The organism is Mesorhizobium sp. Root157, from assembly GCF_001427385.1.
In the GTDB taxonomy this organism is placed as follows: Bacteria; Pseudomonadota; Alphaproteobacteria; order Rhizobiales; family Rhizobiaceae; genus Mesorhizobium.
Window position 1 is genome coordinate 323,603 of the sequence record NZ_LMGJ01000003.1, and the last position, 13,101, is coordinate 336,703.

Annotated in this window: 25 protein-coding genes; all 25 read right to left on the minus strand. The window is 60.7% G+C overall.

The window, feature by feature from the left end; all coding sequences use genetic code 11:
* Positions 1-14: 14 nt before the first annotated feature.
* Complete coding sequence (locus ASD64_RS04750) at positions 15-602, minus strand: adenylate kinase (protein ID WP_056101409.1); 588 nt, start codon at positions 600-602, stop codon at positions 15-17.
* The gene (gene secY / locus ASD64_RS04755) at positions 599-1,939 is read right to left on the minus strand and encodes a preprotein translocase subunit SecY (protein ID WP_056101412.1); all 1,341 of its coding nucleotides are present in this window, start codon (positions 1,937-1,939) and stop codon (positions 599-601) included. The genes ASD64_RS04750 and secY overlap by 4 nt, the downstream gene beginning before the upstream one ends.
* A gap of 128 nt (positions 1,940-2,067) precedes the next feature.
* Positions 2,068-2,541, minus strand: coding sequence for a 50S ribosomal protein L15 (rplO, locus tag ASD64_RS04760; protein WP_056101414.1), 474 nt, complete (start codon positions 2,539-2,541; stop codon positions 2,068-2,070).
* A gap of 22 nt (positions 2,542-2,563) precedes the next feature.
* On the minus strand, positions 2,564-2,761 hold the full coding sequence (gene rpmD / locus ASD64_RS04765; protein WP_006205449.1) for a 50S ribosomal protein L30: 198 nt from the start codon (positions 2,759-2,761) through the stop codon (positions 2,564-2,566).
* Positions 2,762-2,787: 26 nt separating this feature from the next.
* Entirely contained in the window at positions 2,788-3,357 is a 570-nt protein-coding gene (gene rpsE / locus ASD64_RS04770; protein WP_056101417.1) for a 30S ribosomal protein S5, read from the minus strand.
* Positions 3,358-3,436: 79 nt separating this feature from the next.
* A complete protein-coding gene (gene rplR, locus ASD64_RS04775; RefSeq protein ID WP_056101605.1) occupies positions 3,437-3,796 on the minus strand; it encodes a 50S ribosomal protein L18 in 360 nt (119 codons plus the stop codon).
* Between the two features lie 87 nt (positions 3,797-3,883).
* On the minus strand, positions 3,884-4,417 hold the full coding sequence (gene rplF / locus ASD64_RS04780) for a 50S ribosomal protein L6 (protein WP_056101420.1): 534 nt from the start codon (positions 4,415-4,417) through the stop codon (positions 3,884-3,886).
* Positions 4,418-4,506: 89 nt separating this feature from the next.
* Positions 4,507-4,905: a 30S ribosomal protein S8 gene (gene rpsH / locus ASD64_RS04785; RefSeq protein ID WP_056101422.1), complete on the minus strand. Its 399-nt coding sequence runs from the start codon at positions 4,903-4,905 to the stop codon at positions 4,507-4,509.
* Between the two features lie 12 nt (positions 4,906-4,917).
* Positions 4,918-5,223, minus strand: a complete 306-nt coding sequence (rpsN, locus tag ASD64_RS04790; protein ID WP_056101425.1) for a 30S ribosomal protein S14 — start codon at positions 5,221-5,223, stop codon at positions 4,918-4,920.
* A 27-nt stretch (positions 5,224-5,250) separates the two neighbouring features.
* Positions 5,251-5,823 carry a 50S ribosomal protein L5 gene (gene rplE / locus ASD64_RS04795; protein WP_056101429.1) on the minus strand — a complete coding sequence of 191 codons (573 nt, stop codon included), beginning with the start codon at positions 5,821-5,823 and terminating at the stop codon, positions 5,251-5,253.
* Positions 5,816-6,130, minus strand: coding sequence for a 50S ribosomal protein L24 (gene rplX, locus ASD64_RS04800; RefSeq protein WP_056101432.1), 315 nt, complete (start codon positions 6,128-6,130; stop codon positions 5,816-5,818). The genes rplE and rplX overlap by 8 nt, the downstream gene beginning before the upstream one ends.
* 12 nt (positions 6,131-6,142) lie before the next feature.
* The gene (gene rplN / locus ASD64_RS04805) at positions 6,143-6,511 is read right to left on the minus strand and encodes a 50S ribosomal protein L14 (protein ID WP_024924768.1); all 369 of its coding nucleotides are present in this window, start codon (positions 6,509-6,511) and stop codon (positions 6,143-6,145) included.
* An 80-nt stretch (positions 6,512-6,591) separates the two neighbouring features.
* Complete coding sequence (rpsQ, locus tag ASD64_RS04810) at positions 6,592-6,831, minus strand: 30S ribosomal protein S17 (protein WP_056101435.1); 240 nt, start codon at positions 6,829-6,831, stop codon at positions 6,592-6,594.
* Between the two features lie 11 nt (positions 6,832-6,842).
* Complete coding sequence (rpmC, locus tag ASD64_RS04815) at positions 6,843-7,043, minus strand: 50S ribosomal protein L29 (RefSeq protein WP_056101437.1); 201 nt, start codon at positions 7,041-7,043, stop codon at positions 6,843-6,845.
* 12 nt (positions 7,044-7,055) lie between these two features.
* The gene (rplP, locus tag ASD64_RS04820) at positions 7,056-7,469 is read right to left on the minus strand and encodes a 50S ribosomal protein L16 (protein ID WP_056101440.1); all 414 of its coding nucleotides are present in this window, start codon (positions 7,467-7,469) and stop codon (positions 7,056-7,058) included.
* Positions 7,470-7,496: 27 nt separating this feature from the next.
* On the minus strand, positions 7,497-8,213 hold the full coding sequence (gene rpsC / locus ASD64_RS04825; RefSeq protein ID WP_056101444.1) for a 30S ribosomal protein S3: 717 nt from the start codon (positions 8,211-8,213) through the stop codon (positions 7,497-7,499).
* The gene (rplV, locus tag ASD64_RS04830; RefSeq protein WP_056101449.1) at positions 8,213-8,602 is read right to left on the minus strand and encodes a 50S ribosomal protein L22; all 390 of its coding nucleotides are present in this window, start codon (positions 8,600-8,602) and stop codon (positions 8,213-8,215) included. The genes rpsC and rplV overlap by 1 nt, the downstream gene beginning before the upstream one ends.
* Positions 8,603-8,605: 3 nt before the next feature.
* The gene (rpsS, locus tag ASD64_RS04835; RefSeq protein WP_056101454.1) at positions 8,606-8,884 is read right to left on the minus strand and encodes a 30S ribosomal protein S19; all 279 of its coding nucleotides are present in this window, start codon (positions 8,882-8,884) and stop codon (positions 8,606-8,608) included.
* Positions 8,885-8,900: 16 nt separating this feature from the next.
* A complete protein-coding gene (rplB, locus tag ASD64_RS04840; protein WP_056101456.1) occupies positions 8,901-9,734 on the minus strand; it encodes a 50S ribosomal protein L2 in 834 nt (277 codons plus the stop codon).
* Positions 9,735-9,756: 22 nt separating this feature from the next.
* Positions 9,757-10,050 (minus strand): 50S ribosomal protein L23, encoded by a 294-nt coding sequence (locus ASD64_RS04845; protein ID WP_056101457.1) that lies wholly within the window; start codon positions 10,048-10,050, stop codon positions 9,757-9,759.
* A complete protein-coding gene (gene rplD, locus ASD64_RS04850; protein WP_056101459.1) occupies positions 10,047-10,667 on the minus strand; it encodes a 50S ribosomal protein L4 in 621 nt (206 codons plus the stop codon). Before rplD ends, ASD64_RS04845 begins: the two co-directional genes overlap by 4 nt.
* Positions 10,667-11,392, minus strand: coding sequence for a 50S ribosomal protein L3 (rplC, locus tag ASD64_RS04855; protein WP_056101461.1), 726 nt, complete (start codon positions 11,390-11,392; stop codon positions 10,667-10,669). Before rplC ends, rplD begins: the two co-directional genes overlap by 1 nt.
* A gap of 60 nt (positions 11,393-11,452) precedes the next feature.
* Entirely contained in the window at positions 11,453-11,761 is a 309-nt protein-coding gene (gene rpsJ / locus ASD64_RS04860) for a 30S ribosomal protein S10 (RefSeq protein WP_006205468.1), read from the minus strand.
* 65 nt (positions 11,762-11,826) lie between these two features.
* Positions 11,827-11,919, minus strand: a complete 93-nt coding sequence (locus ASD64_RS20445) for a hypothetical protein (RefSeq protein WP_082549852.1) — start codon at positions 11,917-11,919, stop codon at positions 11,827-11,829.
* A gap of 6 nt (positions 11,920-11,925) precedes the next feature.
* Positions 11,926-13,101, minus strand: a 1,176-nt coding sequence (gene tuf / locus ASD64_RS04865) for an elongation factor Tu (RefSeq protein WP_056101463.1), incomplete at its 5' end; no start/stop codon positions are given.

Here is a 13,101-nt window from a genome sequence, read left to right on the forward strand (position 1 = left end):
CGTCGTCAGATTCGTCAATGGCCCTTGCCGAGCAGCGCGTCGATCTGCCCGCTGACTGCATCGATATTGGCCATGCCGTCGACACCTTTCAGCATAGCCTTGGCATGGTAGTAGCCGATCAAAGGCGCGGTCTTCTTGTAATATTCGCGCAGCCGCTCTTCGAAAATCTCGGGGTTGTCGTCCTTGCGTACCGGCTGCCCCGCGGCACGGGCGTCTTCTGCCCGCTTGACGATACGGCCCACTAGCGCCTTGTCGTCAACCACCAGTTCGATCACCGCATCCAGGGTAAGGCCACGCTCGGCAAGCATGGCCTGGACCGCGTCGGCCTGGGCAAGCGTGCGTGGATAACCGTCGAGGATGAAACCCTTCGCGCAATCGGGCTGATCGATCCGCTCCGCCACGATCGCATTGACGATGGCGTCGGAAACCAGTTCTCCAGCATCCATGACAGCTTTGGCCTTGAGGCCTACCGGCGTCTTTGCGGCAACCGCGGCGCGCAGCATGTCGCCCGTCGAAAGTTGGGGTATGCCGTACTTCTCCACCAGTCTCTGTGCTTGCGTCCCCTTGCCCGCTCCAGGCGGTCCAAGCAGTATCAGCCTCATTTCCCTCTCTTGCCCCCGCGCAGCTTGGACTTCTTGATCAGCCCTTCATATTGATGCGCGATCAAGTGGCCCTGGATCTGCGCGATCGTGTCGAGAGTTACACTGACAACGATCAGAAGCGAAGTACCACCAAGGTAGAACGGGATGCCAGTGGCAGCAATCAGGTATTCCGGCAGCAGGCAGACCGCGACGAGATAGACGGCGCCAACCACGGTGATGCGGGTCAAGACATAGTCGATATAGTCTGCCGTGCGTTCACCTGGACGATAGCCCGGAATGAAGCCGGAATGCTTCTTCAGCTGATCAGCCGTGTCCTTCGGATTGAACACGATTGCCGTGTAGAAGAAGGTGAAGAATGCGATCATGCCGCCGTAGAAAATCATGTAGAGCGGCTGGCCGTGACCGAGGGCAGACAGGACGGACGCAGCCCAGCCCGGCAGGTTCTGGGTATTTGAAAAGCCGGCCAGGGTTGCGGGCAAAAGCAGCAGGGACGAAGCAAAGATAGGCGGAATGACGCCCGAGGTGTTGAGCTTCAGCGGCAGGTGCGAGGTGTCGCCCTGGAACATGCGGTTGCCGACCTGGCGCTTCGGATACTGGATCAGGAGCCGGCGCTGCGCGCGTTCGACAAAGACCATGAGGGCAATGACTGCGATGGCCAGCACAAGGATGGCCAGTACAAGGCCCGTTGACAACGCCCCGGAACGGCTCAATTCCAAGGTGCCGCTGATCGCAGACGGCATGCCCGCCACGATGCCGGCAAAGATGATCAGCGAGATACCGTTGCCGATGCCGCGAGCGGTGATCTGCTCGCCCAGCCACATGAGGAACATGGTGCCGCCGGTCAGGGTGATGACAGACGAGATCTGGAAGAACAGGCCGGGTTCGGTGACGATGTTGTTGCCGCTGGATAGCCCCACCGCGATTCCGTAGGACTGCACCACAGCCAGGAGCACCGTGCCGTAGCGGGTGTATTGATTGATGATCTTGCGGCCCTGTTCGCCTTCCTTCTTCAGTGCTTCCAGGGAAGGAATGACTGACGTCATCAACTGCATGATGATCGACGCCGAGATGTAGGGCATGATGCCCAGCGCAAAAATCGCCATGCGCTCGACCGCGCCACCGGCAAACATGTTGAACATGCCGAGCACGCCGCCGCTTTGCTGCTGGAATGCCTGCGCAAAGGCCTCGGGATTGATCCCGGGCAGCGGAATGTAGGTGCCGAGCCGATAGACGAACAGCGCACCCAGCGTGAACCAGATGCGCTTCTTCAAATCCTCGGCCTTGGCGAAGGCCGCAAAATTCAGATTGGAAGCAAGTTGTTCAGCAGCCGAAGCCATGCATGTTTCTCCGCTAGATGACGCGGGTGGCCCGCTTCGGGCAGCGCGTGTCACCGAAGCCCCGAAATAGGCTTGGCGCAACCAAGATGCAAGCGGCCGCGTTGACGCGACCGCTCATAATCAGGATGTTATTCCGTAGCCGCCTGTTCGGGTAGCTTCACAGACCCACCGGCCTTTTCGATCTTCTCGATCGCGGCCTTGGAGGCGCCGGCAACGTCAAACGCCAACTTGGCCTTGAGCTCGCCGTCGGAAAGAACACGCACGCCGTCCTTGAGGCGGCGAATGACGCCCGCCTTGACGAGCGCTTCGGCAGTCACGGTTTCCTTTGCGTCGAGCTTGTTGGCATCGATCGCAATCTGGATACGGGCCAGCGAAACGGTGTTGAAGCTCTTGGCGAAGATGTTCTTGAAGCCGCGCTTCGGCAGGCGCCGATAGATCGGCATCTGGCCACCCTCGAAGCCGTTGATGGCAACGCCCGAGCGCGAGCTCTGGCCCTTGACACCGCGTCCGCCGGTCTTGCCCGAGCCGGAACCGATGCCCCGGCCAACGCGCTTCTTGGCATGCGTCGCGCCGTCTTTATCACGCAGATCGTTGAGTTTCATCGTCGTTCTCCTGCGCGCCGGATCAACCTTCGTCCACGACGCGGACGAGGTGCTGAACGGCTGCGATCATGCCGCGCACGGAAGGCGTATCTTCCAGCGTGCGCTGCTTGTGCATCTTGTTGAGGCCCAGGCCGACCAGCGTCGCGCGCTGTTCCTTCGGGCGGCGGATCGGCGAACCGATCTGCTCAACGGTGATGGTCTTTGTTGCTTTCTTGGCCATGGTCAAAATCCCCTGGACAGCGCCGACTATTCTTCGGCCGCTACGGCGGTGCCGCGGCGGGCCTGAAGGGTCGAGTACTTGATGCCACGAGCGGCAGCCACATCCTTGGGATGCATCTGGCTCTTCAGCGCGTCAAAGGTGGCGCGAACCATGTTGTAGGGGTTCGAAGACCCCATCGACTTGGCAACGACGTCGTGCATGCCGAGCGTCTCGAAAACGGCGCGCATCGGGCCACCGGCGATGATACCGGTACCTTGCTTGGCGGCGCGCAGAAGAACGCGGCCTGCACCGTGACGCCCTTCGACATCGTGGTGCAGCGTGCGGCCGGAGCGCAACGGCACGAAGATCATGTCGCGCTTGGCGGATTCAGTTGCCTTGCGGATGGCTTCCGGCACTTCACGTGCCTTGCCATGACCGAAACCGACGCGGCCCTTCTGGTCGCCGACGACGACGAGTGCTGCAAAACCAAAACGCCGGCCGCCCTTGACGACCTTGGCGACGCGGTTGATGTGGACGAGCTTGTCGACGATGCCATCGTCGCGCTCTTCGCGGTCACGGCCACGGTCGCGGCCGCCTTCCCTACGTTCCTGTGCCATATCCTAGTTCCTTATTCTTTTCCGGAAGCACGGGTTGTTGAATGCCGGCGCCACGTTTCGGGTCACCGGCGGCGAAAAATCAGAAGTCGAGGCCGCCCTCGCGCGCGGCATCGGCCAACGCCTTGACGCGGCCATGAAAGATGTAGGGGCCACGGTCGAAAACGACTTCCTTGACGCCGGCCTTCTTGGCCCGCTCGGCGATCAGCTTGCCGACCTCTGCCGCCGCAGACGTGTCGGCGCCGGTCTTCTTCGAGTCGCGGAAATCCTTCTCCAGCGTCGAAGCGGCTGCAATGGTGTGGCCCTTGGCGTCGTCGATGATCTGAACATAGATGTTCTTCGACGTGCGATGCACCGAAAGACGCGGCCTGCCGTTCGAGACTGCCTTGAGCCGGCGACGGACACGCGACGAGCGGCGCTGAGTGGATTCCTTGAAAGCCATGGCTTTAGTTCCTGCCTTGAAAAACGGTGTTGCCATCAGCGGTAGACAAATGCTCCCGCGGCAACGCTCCGTGGCGTTGTACTTGTCTTACTTCTTCTTGCCTTCCTTGCGGAAGATCTTCTCGCCGGCGTAGCGCACGCCCTTGCCCTTGTAAGGCTCGGGACCACGATACTCGCGGATTTCCGCCGCGACCTGGCCGACCTGCTGCTTGTCGATGCCCGACACGCTGATTTCGGTCGGCTTCGGAACCGCGATGGTGATTCCCTGCGGCGTCTCGTAAACGACATCATGGCTGAAGCCAAGCGCAAGCTGCAGGTTCTTGCCCTGCATGGCAGCGCGGTAACCAACGCCGGTGATTTCAAGCTTGCGCTCGAAACCGTCCTTCACGCCGGTCAGGATGTTGACGATCTGCGTCCTCGACATGCCCCACTTCGAACGGGCAGCCTTCGAGTCGTCACGCGGCTGAACGGCAATTTCGCCATTCTCCAGCTTGACCAGCACCTCGTCGTTGACGACGAACTTGAGTTCACCCTTCGGACCCTTGGCCGTCACAGTCTGGCCGTCGACCGAAGCGGTCACGCCTTGCGGCAGGGAAACGGGTTTCTTTCCAATACGAGACATAGTGTTGTCCTCGTCACTCTTCGTGTTTCACTTGCTTGGGCATGACCTTATCCGAAATCGGCTTTCACCGTTCGGGATCATGCCTGCGATCAGAATATCTGGCAGAGAATTTCCCCGCCGACATTCTGCTCGCGAGCTTCATGGTCGGCCATCACGCCCTTGGGCGTCGACAGAATCGCAATGCCCAAACCGTTGGCAACCTGCGGGATCGACTTGGCCGAGACATAGACGCGGCGGCCAGGCTTCGAAACGCGAGAAATCTCGCGTATCACCGGTGCGCCGTCGAAATACTTCAGCTCAATGTTGATCTCCGACTTGCCGTTGTCGAAATCGGTCTGGCTGTAGTCGCGGATGTAGCCTTCCGACTTCAGGACGTCGAGAACGCGGGCACGCAGGCGCGAAGCCGGCGTCGACACGCTCGACTTCTTGCGGCCGTACGCATTGCGGATGCGGGTCAGCATATCGCCGAGAGGATCGCTAAATGACATATCGTGTCCTCCTTACCAGCTCGACTTGACCAGGCCCGGGATCTGGCCGTTGTTGCCCAGATCACGAAGCGCAATACGCGAAACCTTCAGCTTGCGATAATACGCCCGCGGACGGCCGGTGATTTCGCAGCGGTTGCGAATACGGATACGGGCCGAATTGCGCGGCAACGCAGCAAGCTTCAACTGAGCGCGGAAGCGCTCTTCCATCGGCTTGGACTGATCCATGATGGTGGCCTTGAGCGCCTTACGCTTGGCAGCGTACTGGTCCACAAGCTTGCGGCGCCGGTTGTTCTTTTGAACTGAGCTGGTCTTTGCCATTTCAGATTTTTCCTTTTCTCGCAGCCGTTACTGGCGGAAGGGGAAGTTGAAAGCCTTGAGCAGCGCCCTGGCTTCGTCATCCGTCTTCGCAGTCGTACAAACGATGATGTCCATGCCCCAGACCTGATCGACCTTGTCGTAGTTGATCTCCGGGAACACAATGTGCTCCTTGATGCCCATGGCGTAGTTGCCACGACCATCGAAGCTCTTCGGGTTGAGGCCGCGGAAGTCGCGAACGCGCGGCAATGCGATGTTCACGAGGCGATCGAGAAACTCGTACATGCGTTCCTGGCGCAACGTGACCTTGGTGCCGATCGGCATATTCTCGCGAACCTTGAAGCCGGCGATCGACTTGCGGGCATGCGTGATGACCGGCTTCTGACCGGCGATAAGCGCCAGATGCTCGGCCGCGACGGTAGGCTTCTTCGAATCGGCCGTCGCTTCGCCAACACCCATGTTCAGCACGATCTTCTCGATGCGCGGAACCTGCATCTCGTTGTCGTACTTGAACTGCTCCTGAAGCGCCTTGCGGATGGTCTCGTTGTAGACCTTCTTCAAGCGCGGCGTGTTCTGAGCCGTAGCTTGCTGAGCCTTAGCCATTGATCGTTTCTCCCGAGCGCTTCGCAAAGCGCACCTTCTTGCCGTCCTTCTCGAACTTGAAGCCGACGCGGGTCGGCTTGCCGTCCTTGGGATCGGCCAGCGCGATGTTCGACAGATGGATCGGCGCTTCCTTGGTAATGATGCCGCCTTCCTGGGTCTGGCTCTGCTTCTGGTGGCGGCGAATGAGGTTCACGCCGCGCACGAGGGCGGTGTCTTCCTTCGGCTGAACCGAAAGGACCTCGCCGGAGCGACCCTTGTCCTTGCCGGCCAGAACGACAACCTTGTCGCCTTTACGGATCTTCTGCATTGTTGCGGCTCCTTACAGCACTTCAGGCGCAAGCGAGATGATCTTCATGTGGTTCTTGGCGCGAAGCTCGCGCGGAACCGGCCCGAAGATACGCGTGCCGACTGGCTCTTTTTTGTTGTCGACGAGAACGGCCGCGTTCTTGTCGAAACGGATCACGCTGCCGTCCGGGCGGCGGATGTCCTTGGCCGTACGAACCACGACCGCCTTCATTACATCGCCCTTCTTAACGCGGCCGCGCGGGATGGCTTCCTTGATCGACACCACGATGATGTCGCCAACGGAGGCATACTTCCGCTTCGAGCCGCCCAGCACCTTGATGCACATGACACGACGAGCGCCGGAATTATCCGCGACGTCGAGGTTTGTTTGCATCTGAATCATGACTGGCCGCCTTTTTCTTCTCTAATGGGAGAGGCTTGGCCCCTCCCCGGTCTGTCTAAAGTTCTTTCAACGCCAATCGCTCAGGCCTGGTCCGAAGACACCACGACCCAACGCTTGTCCTTCGAAATCGGGGCCGATTCCTGAATGAACACGCTGTCGCCAACCTTGTGAGCGTTGTTCTCGTCGTGCGCCTTGTACTTCTTCGACATGCGCACAACCTTCTTCATCACGGGATGTGTGAAGCGCCGCTCGACCTTGACGACAACCGTCTTTTCGTTCTTGTCGCTGACGACAGTGCCCTGCAGAATTCGCTTTGGCATGGTTTTCGTCCTTAAGCCTTCTTGGCCGCAGCTTTTTGAGCGGCGATGGTCTTGATGCGTGCAATATCCCGACGGACTTGCTTGACGCGCGCGGTCTTCTCGAGCTGCCCCGTCGCCTTCTGGAAGCGCAGGTTGAACTGCTCCTTCTTCAGGCTGGCGAGCTCGTCCGAGAGCTGATCTTGCGTCTTCGAACGGATTTCTTCGGCTTTCATCTCAGCTCTTCCTTATTCTGCGATGCGCTGCACGAAGCGGGTGCGGACGGAAAGCTTGGCAGCGCCGAGGCGCAGCGCCTCACGAGCAATCTCTTCCGACACGCCGTCGATCTCGAACATGATACGGCCCGGCTTGACGCGCGCCGCCCAATAATCGACCGCGCCCTTGCCCTTGCCCATGCGGACTTCAGTGGGCTTCGAGGTGACCGGCAGGTCCGGGAAAATCCGGATCCACACGCGGCCAGCGCGCTTCATTTCACGCGTGATCGCGCGGCGAGCCGCCTCGATCTCACGTGCAGTGACGCGGTTTGGTTCCAGCGCCTTCAGCCCGAAGCCGCCGAAATCCAGGTTGGTGCCGCCCTTGGCAGCGCCGTGGATACGACCCTTGAACTGCTTGCGGAACTTAGTGCGCTTTGGCTGCAGCATCTTACTTGCTCCAAATTCTCAATTATCTCAGGCGTTCTCGCGACGCCGAGCGCCGCTACGTTCGCCAGGATGCGCTTCGCCTTCAGTGGCGCGGCGCTCGGATGCCATCGGGTCGTGCTCGAGGATTTCACCCTTGAACACCCAGACCTTGACGCCGCAGATGCCATAGGCGGTCTGCGCTTCGGCCGTACCGTAGTCCACGTCGGCGCGCAGCGTGTGCAGCGGAACGCGGCCTTCGCGATACCATTCCATACGCGCGATTTCAGCACCGCCGAGACGACCGCCGCAATTGATGCGGATGCCTTCGGCGCCGAGGCGCATGGCCGACTGCACGGCGCGCTTCATGGCGCGGCGGAAGGCAATGCGGCGCTCAAGCTGCTGGGCGATCGACTGAGCGACCAGCACGGCGTCGATCTCGGGCTTGCGCACTTCAACGATGTTGAGGTGCGTTTCGGAATTAGTCATCTCGGTCAGCTTCTTGCGCAGCTTCTCGATGTCGGCGCCCTTCTTGCCGATGATCAGGCCCGGACGCGCCGCATGGATGGTGACGCGGCACTTCTTGTGCGGACGCTCGATAACGACCTTGGAGATGGCGGCCTGCTTCAGTTCCTTCTCAAGATACTCGCGGATCTTGATGTCTTCATGCAGCAGTTTGCCGTACTCGCCGGTGTTGGCGTACCAGCGGGAATCCCACGTGCGGTTGATGCCGAGACGGAGACCAATCGGATTGATTTTCTGACCCATTATGCGGCCTCCCCTTTTTCCTCGACTTCACGAACGACGATCGTGAGGTGCGAGAAAGGCTTTTCAACACGGCTGGCGCGGCCGCGGCCACGGGCATGAAAACGCTTCATGACGATCGACTTGCCGACATAAGCCTCGGCAACGACCAAAGCATCGACGTCGAGGTCGTGGTTGTTTTCCGCGTTGGCGATCGCCGATTCCAGCGTCTTCTTGACCGTCTCGGAAATCCGCTTGCGCGAAAACTCCAGGTCGTTCAGCGCCGTGGCGACTTTCTTGCCGCGGATGAGCGCGGCAACCAGATTCAGCTTCTGCGGGCTGACGCGGATCGTGCGCAGAACGGCACGCGCCTCATTGTCAGCAAGCCTGCGCGGAGCTTTGGCCTTGCCCATCTGTTACTTCCTCTTTGCCTTCTTGTCCGCGCCGTGACCGTAATAGGTACGGGTCGGAGCGAACTCACCGAACTTGTGGCCGACCATATCCTCGTTCACGGAAACGGGGACGTGCTTCTGGCCGTTGTAAACACCGAAGGTGAGACCGACGAACTGCGGCAAGATAGTCGAGCGACGGCTCCACATCTTGATCACCTCACTACGACCGCCTTCACGAACCTTGTCTGCCTTCTTGAGAAGGTAGCCGTCGATGAAGGGGCCTTTCCAAATAGAACGAGTCACTTGGCGTTACCTCTTCTTAGCTCTTGCGCTCATGACGCGAGCGCACGATGAACTTATCGGTCGCCTTGTTGGACCGCGTCTTCTTGCCCTTGGTCGGCTTGCCCCACGGGGTGACCGGGTGACGGCCACCGGAAGTGCGGCCCTCACCACCACCATGCGGGTGGTCGACGGGGTTCATGGTGACGCCGCGATTGTGCGGGCGCTTGCCACGCCAAACGGTGCGGCCGGCCTTGCCGTCGTTGATGTTGCCGTGATCCGGGTTGGATACGGCGCCGACGGTTGCAAAGCACGAGCCGTGAACGACGCGTTGTTCTCCGGAATTGAGACGCAGGATCGCCATGCCCTGGTCGCGGCCGACGAGTTGGGCATAGGCACCGGCCGAACGAGCGACCTGGCCACCCTTGCCGGGCTTCAATTCGATATTGTGCACGATGGTGCCGACCGGCATCGCCGACAGCGGCATTGCATTGCCCGGCTTCACGTCGACCGATTCGCCAGCCACGATCTTGTCGCCGGCAGCAAGACGCTGCGGAGCGATGATGTAGTTGAGTTCACCGTCGTCGTACTTGATGAGCGCGATGAAGGCGGTGCGGTTCGGATCGTATTCCAGGCGCTCGACGGTGCCGACGACATCAAACTTGCGGCGCTTGAAGTCGATGATGCGATACGTGCGCTTGTGGCCGCCACCGATGAAGCGAGCGGTGATGCGTCCGTAGTTGTTGCGGCCGCCGGACTTGGTCAAGCCCTCGGTCAAACCCTTCACGGGTTTGCCCTTGTGCAGGCCCGAGCGGTCGACGATGACCAGCTGGCGGGTGCTCGGCGTGATCGGATTGTAATGTTTCAAAGCCATGTTCTTGTCCTCGCCGCCTTACTCAGAGGCCCGTAGCGACGTCGATCGAGTGGCCGTCGACCAATGTCACGACCGCCCTCTTGATGTCACCCTGGCGGCCGATGGTGCCGCGGAAACGCTTGACCTTGCCCTTGCGGACAAGCGTGTTGACGGCCTGAACCTTGACGCCGAACAGCGCCTCGACAGCGGCCTTGATCTCCGGCTTCGACGCCTTCTTGGCGACGTTGAAGACCACCTGGTTCTGCTCGGAAGCCATGGTCGACTTTTCGGTGATCGCGGGCGAGACGATCACGTCGTAATGACGAAGGTCGGTCATTTAAAGCGCTCCTCGAGAGCCTCGACCGCCGCCTTGGAAAGGACCAGCGTGCCGCGGCGCAGAATGTCATAGACGTTGATGCCCTGGATCGGCAGTACGTCGATGTTGGGTATGTTGGTCGCCGCCAGCTTGAAATTGGCGTCGAGTTCGGCTCCACCGATGAAAAGGGCGTTGCTCAGGCCGAGTGCTGCGAAATTCGCCACCAGCGCCTTCGTCTTCGCCTCGGACAGCTTCAACTCATCGACGATGATGATCGAAGCGCTCTTGGCCTTGGCCGACAGCGCATGCTTGAGGCCAAGCGCACGAACCTTCTTCGGCAGATCGTGCTCGTGGCTGCGGGCAACCGGGCCGTGAGCCTTGCCGCCGCCGCGGAACTGCGGAGCGCGTGCCGAATGGTGACGAGCGCGGCCCGTACCCTTCTGCTTGTACATCTTGGCGCCAGTGCGCGAGACGTCGGCGCGACCCTTGGCCTGATGCGTGCCCTGCTGCTTCTTGGCAAGCTGCCAGCGCACGACGCGCTGCAGGATGTCCTCACGCGGATCAAGGCCGAAAATCTCCTCGGAGAGCTTGACCTTGCCGGCGTCCTTGCCGCCGAGCGTTGTGATCTTGATGTCCATTATTCCGCTCCCTCATTGGCCGGAGCATCGCTCTTCTCGGCAGCCTTGCCAGCGGCGCGGATCGCAGCAGGCTTGGGTGCATTGGCCGGTAGCGCCACCTTGACGGCGTCGCGAACCAGGATCCATGCGCCCTTCGACCCGGGGACCGCACCGCGGATCAGGATCAGGCCGCGGTCAGCGTCGGTCGAGACAACCTCGACGTTCTGCGTGGTCACCCGGGTATCACCCATGTGGCCGGCCATCTTCTTGCCCTTGAACACCTTGCCCGGATCTTGACGCTGGCCGGTCGAACCGTGCGAGCGGTGAGACACCGAGTTACCGTGCGTCGCACGTCCGCCACCGAAATTGTGACGCTTCATGACGCCCTGGAAGCCCTTGCCGACCGTCGTGCCCGTTACGTCGACCTTCTGGCCGGGAACGTAATGCTCTACGGTGATCTCGGCTCCGACATCAATCATGTTGTCGGCGGAAACGCGGAATTCCGCGACCTTCGCCTTTGGCTCGACGGAGGCGGCAGCGAAGTGGCCGCGCATCGCCTTCGACGTGTTCTTCACCTTGGCAAGACCAACGCCGAGCTGAACGGCGGTGTAGCCGTTCTTTTCCTGCGTGCGCTGCGCAACGACCTGGCAGTTCTCCATGCGAAGAACGGTGACGGGGACATGCTCGCCGGCATCGTTATAGATGCGGGTCATTCCCACTTTCTGTGCAATTACACCTGAACGCATCGGTTCGTTTTCCTTCAGAGGAGCTCCGGGGTTACCCCCTGCGAGTTCTTGTTTAAGCTCTTAGAGCTTGATTTCGACGTCTACGCCGGCCGCCAGATCGAGCTTCATGAGCGCGTCGACCGTCTGCGGCGTCGGGTCCACGATGTCGAGCAGACGCTTATGCGTGCGCATCTCGAACTGCTCGCGGCTCTTCTTGTCGACGTGCGGCGAGCGGTTGACCGTGAACTTTTCGATCCGGGTCGGCAGCGGGATGGGGCCACGGACATTGGCGCCGGTGCGCTTTGCCGTCGACACGATTTCCCGCGTCGAAGCGTCGAGCACACGGTGATCGAACGCTTTCAGGCGGATGCGGATATTCTGACCGTTCATCTCGTCATTCCTTGTTCTGGCGCGGCGCGGGCGTTACCCCGCCCGCGACAGATCTATTGTTCTTCTTACTCGACGATGGAAGCGACGATGCCGGCGCCGACGGTGCGGCCGCCTTCGCGGATGGCGAAGCGCAGCTTCTCTTCCATGGCGATCGGCACGATNTCTTACTCGACGATGGAAGCGACGATGCCGGCGCCGACGGTGCGGCCGCCTTCGCGGATGGCGAAGCGCAGCTTCTCTTCCATGGCGATCGGCACGATCAGTTCCACGTCAACCGTCACGTTGTCGCCCGGCATCACCATCTCGGTGCCTTCCGGCAACGTCACGATGCCCGTCACGTCCGTCGTGCGGAAATAAAACTGCGGACGGTAGTTGGTGAAGAACGGCGTGTGACGGCCACCCTCCTCCTTCGTCAAAATGTAGGCCTCGGCCTTGAACTTCTTGTGCGGCTTGACGGTGCCGGGCTTGGCCAGAACCTGGCCACGCTCCACACCCTCACGGTCGACGCCGCGCAAGAGCGCGCCGATGTTGTCGCCGGCCTGGCCCTGGTCGAGCAACTTGCGGAACATCTCGACGCCCGTGCAGGTCGTCTTCGACGTCGCACGAATGCCGACGATCTCAAGTTCCTCGCCAACCTTGACGATGCCACGCTCAACGCGGCCGGTCACAACCGTGCCGCGGCCCGAGATCGAGAACACGTCCTCGATCGGCATCAGGAACGGCTTGTCGATCGGACGCTCAGGCGTCGGGATGTAGGCGTCGACCTCGGCCATCAGCTTGCGGATCGCGTCCTCGCCGAGTTCCTTGCTCGAATCCTCAAGGGCGGCCAGCGCCGAACCCTTGACGATCGGCGTGTCGTCGCCCGGAAACTCGTACTTCGACAGCAATTCGCGAACCTCAAGCTCGACAAGCTCCAGAAGCTCCGGATCGTCAACCTGGTCGCACTTGTTCAGGAACACAACGATCGCCGGAACGCCAACCTGGCGGGCAAGCAGAATGTGCTCGCGCGTCTGCGGCATCGGGCCGTCGGCAGCCGAAACAACCAGGATCGCGCCGTCCATCTGCGCCGCACCCGTGATCATGTTCTTCACATAGTCGGCGTGACCGGGGCAGTCGACGTGCGCATAGTGGCGGGCAGCCGTCTCGTACTCGACATGCGACGTCGAAATCGTGATGCCGCGCGCCTTCTCTTCAGGCGCCGCRTCAATCTGGTCATACGCCTTGAAGTCGCCAAAATACTTCGTGATCGCCGCCGTCAGCGACGTCTTGCCATGGTCAACGTGACCAATCGTGCCAATGTTCACATGAGGCTTCGTGCGCTCGAATTTACCTTTTGCCAT

Bases quoted from the DNA above. Each gene is read 5' to 3' on its own strand.
- rpsC (WP_056101444.1), bottom strand. From the start codon at position 8,213: ATGGGTCAGAAAATCAATCCGATTGGTCTCCGTCTCGGCATCAACCGC.
- rplN (WP_024924768.1), bottom strand. From the start codon at position 6,511: ATGATTCAGATGCAAACAAACCTCGACGTCGCGGATAATTCCGGCGCT.
- rplB (WP_056101456.1), bottom strand. From the start codon at position 9,734: ATGGCTTTGAAACATTACAATCCGATCACGCCGAGCACCCGCCAGCTG.
- rpsQ (WP_056101435.1), bottom strand. From the start codon at position 6,831: ATGCCAAAGCGAATTCTGCAGGGCACTGTCGTCAGCGACAAGAACGAA.
- rpmD (WP_006205449.1), bottom strand. From the start codon at position 2,761: ATGGCCAAGAAAGCAACAAAGACCATCACCGTTGAGCAGATCGGTTCG.
- rplR (WP_056101605.1), bottom strand. From the start codon at position 3,796: ATGGCTTTCAAGGAATCCACTCAGCGCCGCTCGTCGCGTGTCCGTCGC.
- rplD (WP_056101459.1), bottom strand. From the start codon at position 10,667: ATGGACATCAAGATCACAACGCTCGGCGGCAAGGACGCCGGCAAGGTC.
- rpsE (WP_056101417.1), bottom strand. From the start codon at position 3,357: ATGGCACAGGAACGTAGGGAAGGCGGCCGCGACCGTGGCCGTGACCGC.
- rplF (WP_056101420.1), bottom strand. From the start codon at position 4,417: ATGTCTCGTATTGGAAAGAAACCCGTTTCCCTGCCGCAAGGCGTGACC.
- ASD64_RS04845 (WP_056101457.1), bottom strand. From the start codon at position 10,050: ATGACCGACCTTCGTCATTACGACGTGATCGTCTCGCCCGCGATCACC.
- rplV (WP_056101449.1), bottom strand. From the start codon at position 8,602: ATGGGCAAGGCCAAAGCTCCGCGCAGGCTTGCTGACAATGAGGCGCGT.
- rpsH (WP_056101422.1), bottom strand. From the start codon at position 4,905: ATGTCATTTAGCGATCCTCTCGGCGATATGCTGACCCGCATCCGCAAT.
- rplX (WP_056101432.1), bottom strand. From the start codon at position 6,130: ATGCAGAAGATCCGTAAAGGCGACAAGGTTGTCGTTCTGGCCGGCAAG.
- ASD64_RS04750 (WP_056101409.1), bottom strand. From the start codon at position 602: ATGAGGCTGATACTGCTTGGACCGCCTGGAGCGGGCAAGGGGACGCAA.
- rpmC (WP_056101437.1), bottom strand. From the start codon at position 7,043: ATGAAAGCCGAAGAAATCCGTTCGAAGACGCAAGATCAGCTCTCGGAC.
- rplE (WP_056101429.1), bottom strand. From the start codon at position 5,823: ATGGCTAAGGCTCAGCAAGCTACGGCTCAGAACACGCCGCGCTTGAAG.
- rpsN (WP_056101425.1), bottom strand. From the start codon at position 5,223: ATGGCAAAGACCAGCTCAGTTCAAAAGAACAACCGGCGCCGCAAGCTT.
- rplP (WP_056101440.1), bottom strand. From the start codon at position 7,469: ATGCTGCAGCCAAAGCGCACTAAGTTCCGCAAGCAGTTCAAGGGTCGT.
- rplC (WP_056101461.1), bottom strand. From the start codon at position 11,392: ATGCGTTCAGGTGTAATTGCACAGAAAGTGGGAATGACCCGCATCTAT.
- rplO (WP_056101414.1), bottom strand. From the start codon at position 2,541: ATGAAACTCAACGATCTGCGTGATAAAGACGGCGCGACGCATGCCAAG.
- secY (WP_056101412.1), bottom strand. From the start codon at position 1,939: ATGGCTTCGGCTGCTGAACAACTTGCTTCCAATCTGAATTTTGCGGCC.
- rpsJ (WP_006205468.1), bottom strand. From the start codon at position 11,761: ATGAACGGTCAGAATATCCGCATCCGCCTGAAAGCGTTCGATCACCGT.